Here is a 14,226-nt window from a genome sequence, read left to right as displayed (position 1 = left end):
TTCGGCCTTTTTTATTCTGAGAAGTTGATTACTTCAGCAAATCACACAACAGATCTTTCCGGTATTCTTTCTGGAATTCCAGTCCCAGGCGTTGGCTGCGAATGACTGCTTTCAGGTCAAACAGCGCCTCATCAAAATCATCATTGATGATGAGATATTCAAACTCGTTGTAGTGAGACATTTCACTCACGGCTTTCGCCATGCGGTGAGCAATAACATTATCGTCATCCTGACCACGGCCAGTAAGACGCTGATGCAGTTCTTTCTGGGAAGGTGGCAGAATGAAGATGCCGATAGCGTCAGGCATCAGGCGACGAACCTGCTGACCGCCCTGCCAGTCAATCTCCAGAATAACGTCGATACCCTTCTCAAGCTGCTCTTCTACCCATACCTGAGAAGTTCCGTAGAAGTTGCCAAACACTTCCGCATGTTCGAGGAAGGTTCCTTTGCCGATCATGTGCTGGAACGTATCCACAGACACAAAGTGATAGTGCTGCCCATCAACTTCACCTTCGCGCTTATCACGGGTGGTGTGGGAAACAGACACGGTAATGTGACGGGTGGTTTTTACCAGCTGGGTGACCAGGCTGGTTTTACCGGCTCCGGAAGGAGCTGCGATTATGTAGAGAGTGCCTTTGCTCATGGTATCGGTCTTAAACTTGTTTTGAGGCTCTTACTTTGAGGCTCTGGGTATGAGTCAGCGCAGCCTGTTTAAGTGATAAAGACAACAGGCTGAATAATTCACAATGCTCTTAATAAAACAGATTATAAGGGAAGTGGCTGGGAACGCACCATACGGGCAGCTTTCAGGCAGGCCAACTATCCGGAATTTCCGGATAGTTGGAAAAGAAAAGGTTAATTGTTCCTTTTTAGCACCATCACCATGTATGCAAACTGTTGATTAAACTGGCGCAGAATCACTAACTCTTCTTTCAAGTCGGCAATTGCCTGAGAGTTTAGCATTGATGGCTCTAATTCAGCGATGCGAGTAGTCAGTGGTTCAATGTAGTTATTCCATGCTGCATCGCTGAGATAGAAGTGATCAACAATCGTGTAGCCATTTTGTTTTGCCTGAGCCAGGCGCTGTTCAGCAGTGGTCATATCCGGATACCCCTGTGACCAGAACTGCTTAAACTCATCCTTCGGCGATTTAACAGTCCACACCAAGTCACTGACCATCAGGTATCCATTATCAGACAATAAACGACGCCATTCCTTCAGAGCCTTTTCCACGCCCATGATATAAGCACTGCCTTCACTCCAGAGCAGATCAAACTCTTTATCAGCAAAAGGAACCGATAACATGCTGGCGCAGCAGGTCTGAATCTTATCTTCTACTCCGTGTTCTCTGGCTCTTTTCTCTGCGGTCTGTAAGCTTCTTTCGTCATTATCCAGAGCTACGACTGTTGCATTACTCTGCCCTGCCAGAATCAGGCTGGATGCACCTGTGCCACAGCCAATATCCAGAGCTTTTTTGATTCCTTCAGGAATCAATTGAAAAGCACGTAAAGTATCTGCTTTTGATCCTGGTCCATGATGATCCAGTCCGGCAAAGATTTTATTGAAACCGGTCATATAGTCGTCGTGGTTATTCATACTTCTCGAAAGCCACCGTAGTCGTAAAGCGTCTTTTTCACTGAACCCTTGTTGTTTCAGCCAGGTAAAATGGGCGTCGGGAGCAGTTTGTTCCAGATTGCTATGCCAGTCTCGCAATGAATCATCATTTGTCCCCAGCAAGCCGCTTAACAGATTCCTGGCGACCTGCTTTGTGGCAATTTCTTTGTCCAGTTGGTGCAGCCGCTGTTGCAACAAGTCACGATCAAGTTGCGATCTCAGGCAGGGTTTGCACTCTTGCAGCGTTAAACCGCCTGCATGTAATTGTTGAATCAAAGTTAGGCGCTGAAGGTCAGAATCATTGTATTCACGGTAGCCGTTCGCCAGTCTCCGCCCAGATAGCAGCCCCAGCTTTTCGTAATACAGCAAGGTGGAACGGGACAATCCGGATCGCTCTGCCAGCTGAGAAATTCGATACATTGCGCTCTCTCTGGATCAACACCTGTCATCGTAAACTATGAAGCTTTAGACAAGTCAACAATGGTACAGGTCAAAACTTCATAGCTATTCTTTACGGAAGCAAAACAGAGTAGCCAGCAAGGACGCTAACATGGCAAATGTGCCTCCAAACGGTTCGCGACATTCTCCTGTGAGCCATTCAGGCTCAACGACTCCATCGCCAAGTGCAAAAGTTGATGAGCCTATATTCACAGAAGGGCTAAGGGAGGAAGCCAAAGCGGCTGGAATAACTGTTGCCGAGCGTTTAATAGAAATACTGGCGGAAAAAGATCATGCGGCAAAAGAGAGAGCTCAACTTATTACAGAGCAGTACTTTTCTGGGTTTTTGAGCTGGATCGAGAATCCGCTGTGTAATCCTTTTCGTGTTGGTATGGGGTCTTTGAATTATTCCTCAGATATTGAGGTAGAAAGCACCCTGGGATCCATTGAATCCAGATTTACCGAGATATGGCAAAAAGCCAGGCAGGGAGTTGCCAGTATAAGAGAGAAATACCGCGGAGAAACAACAAGTTTTGAGGATCAGCTGGAAGGCATGAAGGCTCACAATGATTTTGTTCGGGACAATCATTGGTGTCACCGGGCTGCCTGCCACGCCATCCCACACCATAAGACTGACTACTTTGTGACTGAAAACCGATTAGGTTATTGCGATTGGATGGATGGCTACATTGATGACATAGAGCGGTACCAGCAGGCTTGGGTAGCAGGCATAAAAGAAGCTCTGGCACTTGAGAAAGAATTAAGTAAGGAGATTTCCAGGTTAGGAATCTCTGATTTTCCTGCCGAAAAAGATTTATGGAAACTGTTTATTGATCATAAACATCACGATCGCCCCGGAAAATTTGGCTATGAAGAAGCAGGATATCTGGCCGGTTGTTATAAAGCTTGTCTGCAGGTTCTGAAACTCCATCAACAACAAAAGAAAATTGATTCAGTAACACTTGTCGATCTGCACAAGCGATGCATGGAGCCTGTAGTGCTTATATCTCATACCAACAGCAAACTGACCAGAATACCTGCTGGTTTTCAGGTTCAATCTGATCAGTTCAGAGGCGTTGAGAAAACCTTTGGCTCTAATTTAACTGAGGCTGGTTATCGGGAACTATTGGAATTGAAGAAGCGTTTTCCGTCACCGTCTTCGGAAGCAGCCAGATCCTGTGATAGAGAAAATACTACGAGGAATTGTCCTGTAGAGGCCAATATCTACTTCCGCTATCAGAATGTGTTTGACAGCCCCCAGACCAGTGACTGCAATCTGAAACTTCTGGGGCCATCAGCAAGCACAGATGAAGAGCTTGCGGAGTTAATTGACTCCATGCTCGATGAAACTTACAAAGTTTTGGATTCTGATGATGCAAGCAAAGAAGAAAAGGAGCGTGCCATCATCGATGCTGTTATCGGTATACAGCGTATGCACCCTTTTATTGATGGTACGGGCAGGCTTTTCAATTTTATTCTTACCCCCGCTTTGCGTCTGCGAGCAGGATTGCCTCCCGTAGTATGGCCTACGCCTCAGGCAATAGTTGGATATTCACAGGATGAGCTGGTTGGGCTGATGAGAAAGGGGGAAGTATTAGCTGCTGAACTTGCCCTCGAAAAAGAAGTCGGCCCGCTACCGCCACTACCCCCGAACTTGTTCTGACAGAGTCAGGGAGGTCTTAAACTCTTACTCCTGCAGTAATTGTTGAGGCAAAGTCAGGTGGGGCGAAAATGCATTGACCTGTCTAGAACTTCATAGTTTACGATGCCAGCAACTATTTGATGTTGATTCGAGAAGAAACACTATGTTCATTCGCAATGAAAATCCAGCAGATATCGACGCTATCCGCTCCCTGAACTATGCCGCTTTTAAAGATCATTCTCACCATGAACCGGGCGCAGAACCGACAGAACACTTAATTGTGGATAGGCTTCGTGAATCAGGTGAGCTAACGTTATCTCTGGTGGCAGAAGACTACGGTCAAATAATTGGTCATATTGCGATTTCTCCAGTAACTGTTGGAGAAAACAGTAGCGACTGGTTTGGTGTAGATCCGGTAGCCGTTTCACCTTCCGAACAAAATAAAGGGATTGGATCAAAGCTGATTCACACAGCTATGGAACAGATTCACCAGCAGAAAGCTGGAGGAATGGTTGTGGTGGGTGACCCTGGTTATTACGGCCGGTTTGGTTTTAAGAAGATGGACGCGATAGTCTTTCCGGGCGTGCAGAATACTTTATGGCTTTGCCTATGAACGACCCAAAAACAACTGGCAGTGTGGCTTATCACCCGGCCTTCTCGTGATAACAACTTGTTATCGTAAAAAGCCCCATTGATTTGGGGCTTAAAAATAAGAAAGGAAGCTTATATCAATATCATTCGATGTTTTGGACCTGCTCTCTCATTTGTTCGATTAAGACCTTAAGATTCACCGCACTTTGAGTTACTTCCACACCAACAGCCTTTGAGCCCAGAGTATTGGCTTCACGGTTCAGTTCCTGCATCAAGAAATCAAGGCGGCGGCCAATAGCACCTTTGCCATTAAGAACGCGGGTCACTTCATTCACGTGAGTATCAAGACGATCCAGTTCTTCTTCCACATCTGCCTTCTGAGCCAGCATCACCAGCTCTTGCTCCAGACGGTTCTGGTCAACTTCAACAGCAGCGTCGGCCAGACGCTGGGTGATTTTGTCACGCTGAGCCTGAAGCAGTTCAGGCATATGTTTGCGAACTACTGCTGACTCTGTGTTGATGCCTTCCAGGCGCTGAATAATAAACTGCTTAAGCTCAGCACCTTCACGGTTGCGTGACTCGCGCAGCTGTTCAATTGCACTTTTAAATGCTGCCACAGCATCATTCTGAATCTGGGTGATATCGGCTTCAGACTGCTCCAGAACGCCAGGCCAGCGAAGAATGTCCAGAGGATCTGCTTTTTTTGTTTTATCCACAACATTGCAGATGCTCTCAAGGGCTTGATCCAATTGTTGAATCAGGGCGTGATTGAGGGCGATTCTCTCGCTTCCCTCAGCAAGCATCAGCTTCAGATTGCACTCGACCTTTCCCCGATTCAGTCCTTTGCGAAGTTGTTCCCGCAGGCGAGTTTCTATCTCCCGCATGCTGTCTGGAAGCCTAAAGTGAGGCTCCAGATAGCGGTGATTAACAGTGCGAATTTCCCAGACAAGGGAGCCCCAGTCATGACTGGACTCTACCCTTGCGAATGCTGTCATACTTGCGGTCATTCTAAAGTCTTCAACCGATGAGAAAATTGTCCCAGTATATCGGTTTATTAGTTGGGTTTGTTGGCACGTGAAAGTCTTTGTTGGATTTCTTCGGTTTCACCGTGCCTGGCTTTAAGGAGAGCCATAACGGTTTCTTTGTCGTAACGGGAAAGCTTTGGCTCAATTTTGTCGTACGCCTTCCACAGCTTTGGATCAGCAGGGTCTTCATCCAGTTCAGATTTTAACCACCAAAGCTCTGCCATAGGGGTGTCCATGTTTAGCATGTGGACATCATCGATGACTGCCTTCACGGTCTCAGAGTCGTAAACGCTGGCCAGCATATTCAGTTGCCACCAGGCTTCACTGTTTTCAGGGGCAGACATAAGGGTAGCCTTCACGTCATTTAAAGGTTGCATAGCCTGCTCGGCGAGGAGCTCATTTCTTTTGGCTTTGGTGATTTCCATTAACTTTTCTGCTCTCTCCATTACCGTTTTGCCTGCTGCTTTTGATGCAGAGGTGGTAATGGCCTTATCAACGGACATAATGGCTGTAGTAAGGACTCTAAGCTCCCGGGGTCGGAGCTCATGGCAGATTTCACCTGCTTTGTTCATTGCTTCGGTTATGCCTGAGCCAGGCTGCGTATCTGAAGAAAACTTCTGAGTTGTGTCGCTAAGGTGGGCACACATTCTTCCCAGATCTCTAAAGTTATGAAGAAATTTTTCAGTATCCTGAGTATTGGCCGTATCGCTGGCTATGTGCCCAACTGCCTTTCGAACAAAAGGGTCGATATCTGATGATGGGCTCTTTATATTGGCACGCATAGATAGCCCTTCCTGAGCCAGAGCTTTCCAGTGTTCTGGTTTTGTGCAGAAGTGGCTGAGTGTCTCCATATACTTACCGGGGTTTGTTTTGCGCATCTGAGGTAACTGCCCTGTCATCATGCGCAACGTATCCATTGGATTCGCTTTCATGGCTTTAAGGAACGACTTAACCCCGGTAATGCCAAAATGTTGCCCCAGACTCTTTCCGGCCAACTGCGGATAGGCATTATCAACAATTTCGACCTTTGATCCGTTATAAAAGGCGGAATCTCCCGCTTTTGGAGTAAGCTTTGATTCTTGGGAATGTGGGGTTACTGGGGGCTGATTAGGGCCTATATGCGCCATTTCCGATGTCCTTATCAGGTAAATGTAATAATAAGGCTAGCTAACTAGAAGCTTCTGTCAGGCTATACACGAAAATACCCGGTTTGGCGTTATAATCCCGGGCAGTTGAATTGAGAGGTGGAATTATGCGCCCAAGTGGTCGTGCTGCAGATGAGCTGCGGGAAGTAAAGATTACCCGTCATTACACCAAGCATGCTGAAGGTTCTGTGCTGGTGGAGTTTGGTGATACCAAGGTTATCTGTACTGCAAGTCTGGAGCGAAATGTTCCTCGCTGGCTCAAAGGAACCGGTCAGGGCTGGGTGACTGCTGAATACGGCATGCTGCCTCGTGCGACTGGTGAACGAAACAACCGTGAGGCCTCTCGTGGTAAGCAGGGTGGTCGTACTCTGGAAATCCAGCGCTTGATTGGCCGCTCCCTGCGTGCCGCTGTTGATTTAAAGCAGTTGGGTGATAACAGCATCACTATTGATTGCGATGTGATTCAGGCCGATGGCGGTACTAGAACAGCTTCTATTACTGGTGCCATGGTGGCGTTGATTGATTGCATTCGTCACATGCAGCGCAACAAGATTATCCGTAACGACCCACTGAGCCAGCTGATTGCGTCTGTTTCTGTGGGTATCTATAACGGTAACCCTGTTCTGGACCTGGATTACGCAGAAGATTCGAATGCCGAAACAGATATGAACGTTGTTATGACTGAAAAAGGCGGCTTTATCGAAGTTCAGGGCACTGCTGAAGGTGCACCATTCGATAAGGACGAAATGGATGCCATGCTGGAACTGGCTCGCAAGGGTGTGAATACACTGGTTGATTTGCAGCGTAAGGCTTTGGAAGCCCCTTAAGCTTTCATCTCTAAATGTAAAAAGCGCAGAAGGTTCAAATCTTCTGCGCTTTTTTATTGTCCTCAGGAATCAGGAACGCCAAACCTGGCTGCGTTTTCTCAAACCAAAAGTCAGCCCACTATGCAGCAGGCGAACAGCAGTGGCTGAAAGAAACACCATTGTCGCCATAGCCGCAGCCGGGGCTATATCACCAGCTTCATCCATATTCAGAATTGCCACAGCGGCAAGAGTTGTATCTGGAGAGTACAAGAACACAACTGCTGATACCGTGGTAATAGCTGCCAGGAACAGATACACAGAAATATCCAACAACGCTGGAATACAGAGCGGAAGAGTTACTCTGCGCAGTAACTGCGCCTGAGAAACTTTCAGGGAGTCTGCCACTGCAGAGAAATCATCTGGAATCTGCTTCAGGGCGGTAACGGCTGTCAGGTGTGGCACTGTGTAGTAATGCACGATGGTCGACAGAACCAATATCGCCATTGTTCCATACAGCAGATTCAGTGGATTATCCGGGTGGTTAAAAAAGAAGATATAACCCAAACCAAGAACCAGCCCTGGAACCGCCAGCGGCATAAAGGCCAGCAGGTGCAAAAGGTTGCGGGATTGTTGAAAGCCTTTGCCTTTCTCTGTCAGCCAGGCCACTAAAAAGATAACGCCTGTTCCGAAGAGTGCTGTGAACAGAGCAAGCTTGAGAGAGTTGTACCAGGCTGCCCAGCCTCCGCCGTCCATCATGTCGAAGTCGTAGTTCGCCAGAGTCAGCTCAAGGTTGTAGGGCCAGAAACTGACGAAAGAGGCATACACTGCCATCCCTATAACCGTCAGCAGGCAGATGGCAATAACAGAGCAGAATAGAAACAGGCTGGTATCACGAATAAAATGGGGTTCTGGTTTATAAGGAACGGCACTGCTGCTGAATGCAGCCTGCTGTTTTCTTTGAAAGAACTTGTCCAAACCAAAAGCCAGGATGGATGGCAGTAATAGCAATACGCCAACAACCGCGCCCATTTGAAAATTCTGCTGGCCAACAACCTGCTTGTAAATATCGGTAGCCAGAACATCAAACTGCCCGCCAATAACTTTGGGTACGCCAAAGTCTGCAAGAACCAGAGTGAACACAACCAGTGCCGCGCTCACTAATCCATAACGAGTTGGTGGCAGGGTCACAATAAGAAAACGACGCCAGCCCGGTGTGCCCATAACTTTTGCGGCTTCGTGAAGACGTTGATCTGAAAGACTCAGAGCTGTGGATAAAATAATCAGCGCATGGGGAAAGCACCAGAGGCTCAAACCGATAATGATTCCCCAGCTGCCGTAAATAGAATCTGCCGGAAGCCACTCTTTAAGAGTGCCCTGATTACCAAATAAATAGATCAAACCAATAGCCGGCATCATCGAAGGTGCTAACTGTGGTAATTGAGCTAATAACCGAAAAACCGGTTTGCCAGGCATGCAGCTGCGGGTTAAAGCAAAGGCGTATGTGAATGCGCAGACTACAACCAAAACAGTGCAAATGGTGGCGACAAAGAAAGAATTCCAAGCGGACTCAAGCAGTGCTGGGGTTTGAAAATAGTGAGCGAAATTACTTAGCCCTACGAACTCACCGTCTTTGTTTTCTACACTGCGGGAAAGCAGTGACCAGACTGGTAGCACCAGAAAAATGACCATCCCAGCAATAGCAAACCCAATGGAGAAAATCCGGGAAGGAAGCTGAGAGAATGTTTTAGGTAACGGTGGTGTTGCAGCAATACTCATGCAGCTTCTCCCGCAGGAAGAAGACAGCAGTTGTCTGCCTCAACAGAAACCCAGGTAGGTTTGTTGCTGGCAAGTTGCAATGTTTGCGCTTCTGCCAGAGGAAGAGCTGCTTTTAACGGTTTGGCAGTTTCATTATCCAGATGGACCTCCACCAGAAGTTGGGCACCGAGAAATTCAATAGCGCCAATGCGTGCCGGAGCATGAGGTGTTGCTGGTGGTGCACTGTGTATTTGCAGATGCTCTGGTCTAACCAGCACGGATTGTGTGGTGTTAGCAGGCGTTGTTTTTACGTTGAGCGAACTGTTCCAGCCAGGCAGCTGGAGCGCATTATCTTTAAATTGCCCTAGTAGAGTGTTTGAAGTGCCAACAAAGTCTGCGACAAATGCGCTGGCAGGGTGAAGATAGATTTCTTCCGGTGTACCAATCTGTTCAATCTTTCCGGCATTCATAACCACAATCCGATCCGCCATAGTCATGGCTTCTGTCTGATCGTGGGTCACCATAATGGAGGTCAGCCCCAGCTTTTTATGAACACGACAAATTTCCCGCCGCAGATGTTCACGAATTTTGGCATCCAAAGCGGAAAGAGGCTCGTCCAGAAGTAGCAGGCCTGGTTCCATAGCCAGAGCGCGGGCAAGCGCCACACGTTGCTGCTGGCCTCCGGAAAGCTGGGAAGGAAACTTGTGCTTGTGATCCTGCATCCCGGTGAGGTTCAGGAGTTCTTCAACTTTGGCGTTAATAGACTGTTTAGGGTAGCGCTGATTCACAAGGCCAAAAGCAATGTTGTCGAAAACAGTCAGATTTGGAAAAAGAGCGTAAGACTGGAAAACAATGCCGAAATCCCGTTGTTCAGCAGGAAGGTGAGAAATGTTCTGGTTGTTCTGAATAATTGTGCCGCTGTCCTGCTGTTCCAACCCGCAGATAGAACGTAGCAGAGTTGTTTTTCCACACCCGGAAGGGCCAAGAAAACAGATAAATTCACCAGCGTTTATTTCCAGGGAAATATCATCAAGAGCCCGAGTATTACTGAAGTGCTTCACCAGATTGGTGATTTGTAGATAGGCCATATATCCCCCGGTTATTGTGCTTTTTGGAGCGGTACTGCAGGAAATGCAAAAGGCAGGCTCAAAGAGAGCCTGCCGAGTTCTTCTTATTTGCGATTGTTTTTATTAAACACTGTCAAAAGCTGTGTTTACTTTGGATCAGACTTGGCGTCGTAACGGCTGGCCCATTCCGCAAGAATTTCCTGACGGTTGCTGGCTGCCCACTCGAAGTTGTTGTCGATCATCTTCTTGCCAATGTCTGCTGGGTAGAAAGGCACAGACTTCTGAACTTCAGGGATACCAATAACAGCGTAGTACTTGTTGTACATGCGGTTAGCATCTTCGGTTACAGACCAGTCCAGCAGCTTCTGGGCGGCTTTCAGTTTGTCGGTACCTTTGATGATGGCAGTCGCTTCTAGATCCCACCCTAAACCTTCTGTTGGAGTGATGATTTCCAGTGGAGCGCCTTTCTTCTTGGATTTGGCACCGCGGTAAGCGAAGGAAATACCGATAGTGGTTTCACCCGCAGCCGCCAGTTTGCAGGGCTTGGAACCGGAGTGAGTGTAGCGGGAGATGTTCTTGTGCAGATCATCCATGTACGCCCAGCCTTTATCTTCACCAAATACCTGCAGCCAGCTGGAAACATCCAGGAAGCCGGTGCCGGAAGAGTTAGGGTTAGGCATAATCACATGGCCCTTATAAACAGGCTTGGTGAGATCCTGCCAGGACGTTGGTGCAGGAACACCGTTCTTTTCACCTTCTACAGTGTTGTAGCAAACACTGGCCACCCAGGCTTCAGCACCAACCCAGGATGGAGTGTCTGCGGCATCTTTGAAACCTTTACGCAGCTTCCCAACACCAGCAGGCTTATATGGCTGCAGCATATCTTCCTGCTTAAGCAGCATCAGGCTAGTGGCAGCGAGGCCCCAAACAACATCAGCTTTTGGATTGTTCTTTTCAGCAAGGAGTTTGGCAGTAACGATACCGGTGGAATCACGAACCCAGCGGATATCGATATCTGGATGTGCGCTTTCAAAAGACCGCTCGTACTCTTTCAGCTGGTCAGCTTCAAAAGCGGTGTAAACCGTCAGTTCTGTTTTTGCGAGTGCGCCAGAAGCAATACCTGCGGCAGCTAAAGGCAAAAGAGCTTTCAGTAAAGTACGACCTGTCTTTGTGCGTTCCATGTAAGTCTCCGGTTTCGTATAAGGATTTGTTGTTTTGGTCTATACCACCCGTTAACACAGCAAATCCTAGGCCGGTTTTATTACGCTTTCGTGACAGGCCGAATTTTTCTTCCTCAGGCTCTTACATGTAGCTCTATGGCATCGTGCAGCCAGTACTCTATATCGAACTCAACAGCCTGCCCCTGGCCGTTGTAACGTGTACGTTCAATGTGGATAGCAGGCGTTCCCGGAGTGACCTGCAGTTGCTCAGCCTGCCAGTCCTGAAGAGCTGTAGAGCGAATGCGTGCCTCTTCACCTGCAATGTAAGTGTTGTAGTGATTTCGCAGCAGATCGGTAAGAGAGTCTTCCAGTGAATGTGTGGCAAGGTTGGGAAAATGTGCACTGACAAGGTGCAGGTTTTCAATCAAAACCGGGCGATTATCCAGTTTTCGCAAACGACAAATGTTATGAATATCTGAACTCTGCAGAACATCCTTAACCATTGTGGTTGCCTGCTCCTCACGGTGATAAATCAATTGTGTGGACGGCTCAAACCCCTGCGCTTTGGCATCGTGAAGGAAGTGAATACGCCGGGTCGGGTTGCAGATTAACCGCGGTGGCGTTACAAACCATCCTTTGCGGGGCTGGCGATAAATAAGCCCTCTTGCTGCAAGCCTCATCAATGCTTCACGCACAGTAATACGTGTGCAGCCAAAACGTTCCTGCAGAATTCTTTCTGATGGCAGGCGATCACCATGCACCAGTTTTTTCTGATGAATGTCTTGTTCCATTTCCAGCAACAAGGCGTGAAACGGGCGGGCTGATGTCTCTGTTGTTATGTCTTTTGTTTCTACGGCTTCTGTCACTGGAACAGCCTTTATTAAAAAATTCATATTGAAAAAGTTGACGACAGCATACTGGAAAATTACTCTCATCAAAAACATCTGGTCTAGACCAGGCTAAATAAATAGCAGAGGGTTAATGAATGTCTGTGCATGATTCTCATCAGAACAATGATGCAGAAAGCTATTTTCTGCTGACTCCTGGTCCTTTGACGACATCGCCAGGTGTTCGTGAGGCCATGAACAAAGATCTCAGCACCTGGGATTCTGATTACAACAATCGTGTGCAAAATATTCGCAGACAGCTGGTTCAGTTGGCGACCACATCACCGGGGTATACGTCGGTGTTAATGCAAGGCTGTGGAACAGGCTGTGTGGAAGCAACTGTTGGCAGCGTTGTTCCAGATGATGGAAAACTTCTGATCATTGCTAATGGCGTGTATGGCCTCAGGATCGCAGAAATTGCTGAGTATCTGGGTGTAAAGCACCGGGTTATGGATTTCGGTGAAACAGGCGACACAGATCCGCTTTTGATAAAAGAAACTCTGCAAAGTGACCCATTTATTACCCATGTAATTGCAGTTCACTGCGAAACCACAACCGGCCGATTAAACCCTCTCAGTGATATTGCAGACGTTGTTAAAGAGCAAAATTGCTGCTTTATGGTGGATGCCATGAGCAGTTTTGGCGGTATACCACTGGATGTTGATGAGTTGGGTATCGACTTTCTTATCAGTTCGGCAAACAAGTGCATTCAAGGTGTTCCCGGTTTTGGTTTTGTGATTGCCCGCCAACAGGCTCTTGAAAAGACAAAAGGCCGAGCACGGTCGCTGACCTTTGATCTTTATGCTCAATGGCAGTGCATGGAAAACAATGGTGGAAAGTGGCGGTTTACCTCTCCAACTCACACTGTTCTGGCATTTGAGCAGGCATTACAGGAATTAAGTGAAGAAGGCGGCATAACTGCCCGGTACAAACGTTACTGCGAAAACCATCAAATCCTTGTTGAGGGAATGAATAATCTTGGTTTTGGATGCCTTCTGAAGCCTGAAGAACAGTCACCAATCATTACCTCCTTTTACACCCCAGTACACCCAGACTTTGAGTTCAAACGCTTTTACGGTTTGCTGAAAGCAAGAGGGTTTGTGATTTATCCCGGTAAAGTTTCCAAGGCTCCCTGTTTCCGCATAGGGACAATTGGTCATGTATTTCCAAAAGACTTTCGGCAGCTGCTACGTGAAGTAAAAAACAGCATGTACTGGCTGGACTCCTCCGATTCCTATAACACCAATAAAAAGGTTCTTAGCGCATGAGTTACCGTTATCAACGACGTTATACCGGCTCCCTGCAGGCTGTCATTATGGATATGGCGGGAACTGTTCTGGACTTCGGTTCTATGGCGCCAGTGAAGGCACTGTGTCGTTTGTTCGAAGATGCCGGTGTGCCAATCAGCCCATCTGAAGCTCGTATCCCTATGGGTACTCACAAGCGTGATCACATTCATCAGATTCTTTTGATGTCTCGTGTTTCTAATGCATGGGCTGAAGTTCATGGACAAAAGCCTGATGAAGAAACGCTGGATGGTCTGTACGAAAAATTCATTCCTTTGCAGGTTGAGGTTATTGGCCAGTGTTCCACTTTGATTCCTGGTGCAGAGAAAACCATTCAACAGATGGAGCAGCGTGGGTTAAAGCTCGGCAGCAATACCGGCTATAACCGGGTCATGATGGACGCTGTTTTGTCTCAGGTAAAAGGCCAGGGTTATGTTCCAGAAAGCGCAGTGTGCGTAGATGATGTCAGTCATGGTCGGCCATTACCGGAAATGTGTTTGAAAAACATGCTCGACCTGAAAGTTGGTTGTGTGCAGGCCTGTGTGAAAGTGGATGACAGCTGTGTTGGCATAGAAGAAGGGCTGAATGCAGGAATGTGGACAGTTGGGTTGGCTGTCAGCGGTAATGAAGTGGGTCTGGATTTGGATGAGTGGCAGGCGCTTTCAACAGGCGAGCAAAGCAAGTTAAGAGCGAAAGCCGGGGAGCGTTTGTATCAGGCCGGTGCCCATTATGTTGTGGATTCCATAGCAGAACTGATCTCTTGTCTGGATGATATTAATGCTCGTCTGGCGCGGGGTGAGAACCCTTAAC

General features: G+C 47.6%; 13 protein-coding genes. 5 read left to right on the top strand and 8 right to left on the bottom strand.

What is annotated here, in order from left to right; translation table 11 throughout:
* Window positions 1–28: 28 nt before the first annotated feature.
* Both gmk and ACY2RR_RS17665 read right to left on the bottom strand, forming a co-directional pair.
* Window positions 29–643 (bottom strand): guanylate kinase, encoded by a 615-nt coding sequence (gene gmk / locus ACY2RR_RS17670; RefSeq protein WP_490109496.1) that lies wholly within the window; start codon window positions 641–643, stop codon window positions 29–31.
* Window positions 644–855: 212 nt separating this feature from the next.
* Entirely contained in the window at window positions 856–2,034 is a 1,179-nt protein-coding gene (locus ACY2RR_RS17665; RefSeq protein WP_490109495.1) for a MerR family transcriptional regulator, read from the bottom strand.
* A gap of 130 nt (window positions 2,035–2,164) precedes the next feature.
* On the opposite strand from ACY2RR_RS17665, the gene ACY2RR_RS17660 reads away from it, so the two are divergent.
* Window positions 2,165–3,715, top strand: a complete 1,551-nt coding sequence (locus ACY2RR_RS17660; protein ID WP_490109494.1) for a hypothetical protein — start codon at window positions 2,165–2,167, stop codon at window positions 3,713–3,715.
* A gap of 142 nt (window positions 3,716–3,857) precedes the next feature.
* On the top strand, window positions 3,858–4,307 hold the full coding sequence (locus tag ACY2RR_RS17655) for a GNAT family N-acetyltransferase (protein WP_490109493.1): 450 nt from the start codon (window positions 3,858–3,860) through the stop codon (window positions 4,305–4,307).
* A gap of 121 nt (window positions 4,308–4,428) precedes the next feature.
* Here ACY2RR_RS17655 and ACY2RR_RS17650 read toward each other — a convergent pair whose 3' ends face one another.
* Both ACY2RR_RS17650 and ACY2RR_RS17645 read right to left on the bottom strand, forming a co-directional pair.
* Entirely contained in the window at window positions 4,429–5,280 is an 852-nt protein-coding gene (locus ACY2RR_RS17650) for a YicC/YloC family endoribonuclease (protein ID WP_490109492.1), read from the bottom strand.
* Window positions 5,281–5,339: 59 nt separating this feature from the next.
* Complete coding sequence (locus ACY2RR_RS17645; protein WP_490109491.1) at window positions 5,340–6,437, bottom strand: hypothetical protein; 1,098 nt, start codon at window positions 6,435–6,437, stop codon at window positions 5,340–5,342.
* 125 nt (window positions 6,438–6,562) lie between these two features.
* Between ACY2RR_RS17645 and rph the strand changes: the two genes are divergently transcribed.
* Complete coding sequence (gene rph, locus ACY2RR_RS17640; RefSeq protein WP_490109490.1) at window positions 6,563–7,282, top strand: ribonuclease PH; 720 nt, start codon at window positions 6,563–6,565, stop codon at window positions 7,280–7,282.
* Between the two features lie 69 nt (window positions 7,283–7,351).
* On the opposite strand, the gene ACY2RR_RS17635 is transcribed toward rph, so the two are convergent.
* The 4 genes from ACY2RR_RS17635 to ACY2RR_RS17620 form a co-directional block, all read right to left on the bottom strand.
* Window positions 7,352–9,037 carry a putative 2-aminoethylphosphonate ABC transporter permease subunit gene (locus tag ACY2RR_RS17635; protein ID WP_490109489.1) on the bottom strand — a complete coding sequence of 562 codons (1,686 nt, stop codon included), beginning with the start codon at window positions 9,035–9,037 and terminating at the stop codon, window positions 7,352–7,354.
* Window positions 9,034–10,104, bottom strand: a complete 1,071-nt coding sequence (locus tag ACY2RR_RS17630) for a putative 2-aminoethylphosphonate ABC transporter ATP-binding protein (protein ID WP_490109488.1) — start codon at window positions 10,102–10,104, stop codon at window positions 9,034–9,036. Before ACY2RR_RS17630 ends, ACY2RR_RS17635 begins: the two co-directional genes overlap by 4 nt.
* Window positions 10,105–10,229: 125 nt before the next feature.
* Entirely contained in the window at window positions 10,230–11,264 is a 1,035-nt protein-coding gene (locus ACY2RR_RS17625) for a putative 2-aminoethylphosphonate ABC transporter substrate-binding protein (RefSeq protein ID WP_490109487.1), read from the bottom strand.
* 113 nt (window positions 11,265–11,377) lie between these two features.
* Window positions 11,378–12,136 (bottom strand): UTRA domain-containing protein, encoded by a 759-nt coding sequence (locus tag ACY2RR_RS17620; RefSeq protein WP_490109486.1) that lies wholly within the window; start codon window positions 12,134–12,136, stop codon window positions 11,378–11,380.
* Between the two features lie 92 nt (window positions 12,137–12,228).
* On the opposite strand from ACY2RR_RS17620, the gene phnW reads away from it, so the two are divergent.
* Both phnW and phnX read left to right on the top strand, forming a co-directional pair.
* Window positions 12,229–13,398, top strand: coding sequence for a 2-aminoethylphosphonate--pyruvate transaminase (gene phnW, locus ACY2RR_RS17615; protein ID WP_490109485.1), 1,170 nt, complete (start codon window positions 12,229–12,231; stop codon window positions 13,396–13,398).
* Window positions 13,395–14,225, top strand: a complete 831-nt coding sequence (gene phnX, locus ACY2RR_RS17610; protein ID WP_490109484.1) for a phosphonoacetaldehyde hydrolase — start codon at window positions 13,395–13,397, stop codon at window positions 14,223–14,225. The genes phnW and phnX overlap by 4 nt, the downstream gene beginning before the upstream one ends.
* Window position 14,226: the final 1 nt, after the last annotated feature.

The sequence above is a fragment of the Parendozoicomonas sp. 2304DJ65-17 genome (assembly GCF_058148445.1).
The sequence above is the reverse complement of the archived record's forward strand: the minus strand, read 5'-3'. Positions and strand labels throughout refer to the sequence as shown.

What these genes read in the sequence shown, in the direction of transcription:
- gmk (WP_490109496.1), bottom strand. Translation starts at nt 643, where the DNA reads ATGAGCAAAGGCACTCTCTACATAATCGCAGCTCCTTCCGGAGCCGGT.
- ACY2RR_RS17665 (WP_490109495.1), bottom strand. Translation starts at nt 2,034, where the DNA reads ATGTATCGAATTTCTCAGCTGGCAGAGCGATCCGGATTGTCCCGTTCC.
- ACY2RR_RS17660 (WP_490109494.1), top strand. Translation starts at nt 2,165, where the DNA reads ATGGCAAATGTGCCTCCAAACGGTTCGCGACATTCTCCTGTGAGCCAT.
- ACY2RR_RS17655 (WP_490109493.1), top strand. Translation starts at nt 3,858, where the DNA reads ATGTTCATTCGCAATGAAAATCCAGCAGATATCGACGCTATCCGCTCC.
- ACY2RR_RS17650 (WP_490109492.1), bottom strand. Translation starts at nt 5,280, where the DNA reads ATGACAGCATTCGCAAGGGTAGAGTCCAGTCATGACTGGGGCTCCCTT.
- ACY2RR_RS17645 (WP_490109491.1), bottom strand. Translation starts at nt 6,437, where the DNA reads ATGGCGCATATAGGCCCTAATCAGCCCCCAGTAACCCCACATTCCCAA.
- rph (WP_490109490.1), top strand. Translation starts at nt 6,563, where the DNA reads ATGCGCCCAAGTGGTCGTGCTGCAGATGAGCTGCGGGAAGTAAAGATT.
- ACY2RR_RS17635 (WP_490109489.1), bottom strand. Translation starts at nt 9,037, where the DNA reads ATGAGTATTGCTGCAACACCACCGTTACCTAAAACATTCTCTCAGCTT.
- ACY2RR_RS17630 (WP_490109488.1), bottom strand. Translation starts at nt 10,104, where the DNA reads ATGGCCTATCTACAAATCACCAATCTGGTGAAGCACTTCAGTAATACT.
- ACY2RR_RS17625 (WP_490109487.1), bottom strand. Translation starts at nt 11,264, where the DNA reads ATGGAACGCACAAAGACAGGTCGTACTTTACTGAAAGCTCTTTTGCCT.
- ACY2RR_RS17620 (WP_490109486.1), bottom strand. Translation starts at nt 12,136, where the DNA reads ATGAATTTTTTAATAAAGGCTGTTCCAGTGACAGAAGCCGTAGAAACA.
- phnW (WP_490109485.1), top strand. Translation starts at nt 12,229, where the DNA reads ATGTCTGTGCATGATTCTCATCAGAACAATGATGCAGAAAGCTATTTT.
- phnX (WP_490109484.1), top strand. Translation starts at nt 13,395, where the DNA reads ATGAGTTACCGTTATCAACGACGTTATACCGGCTCCCTGCAGGCTGTC.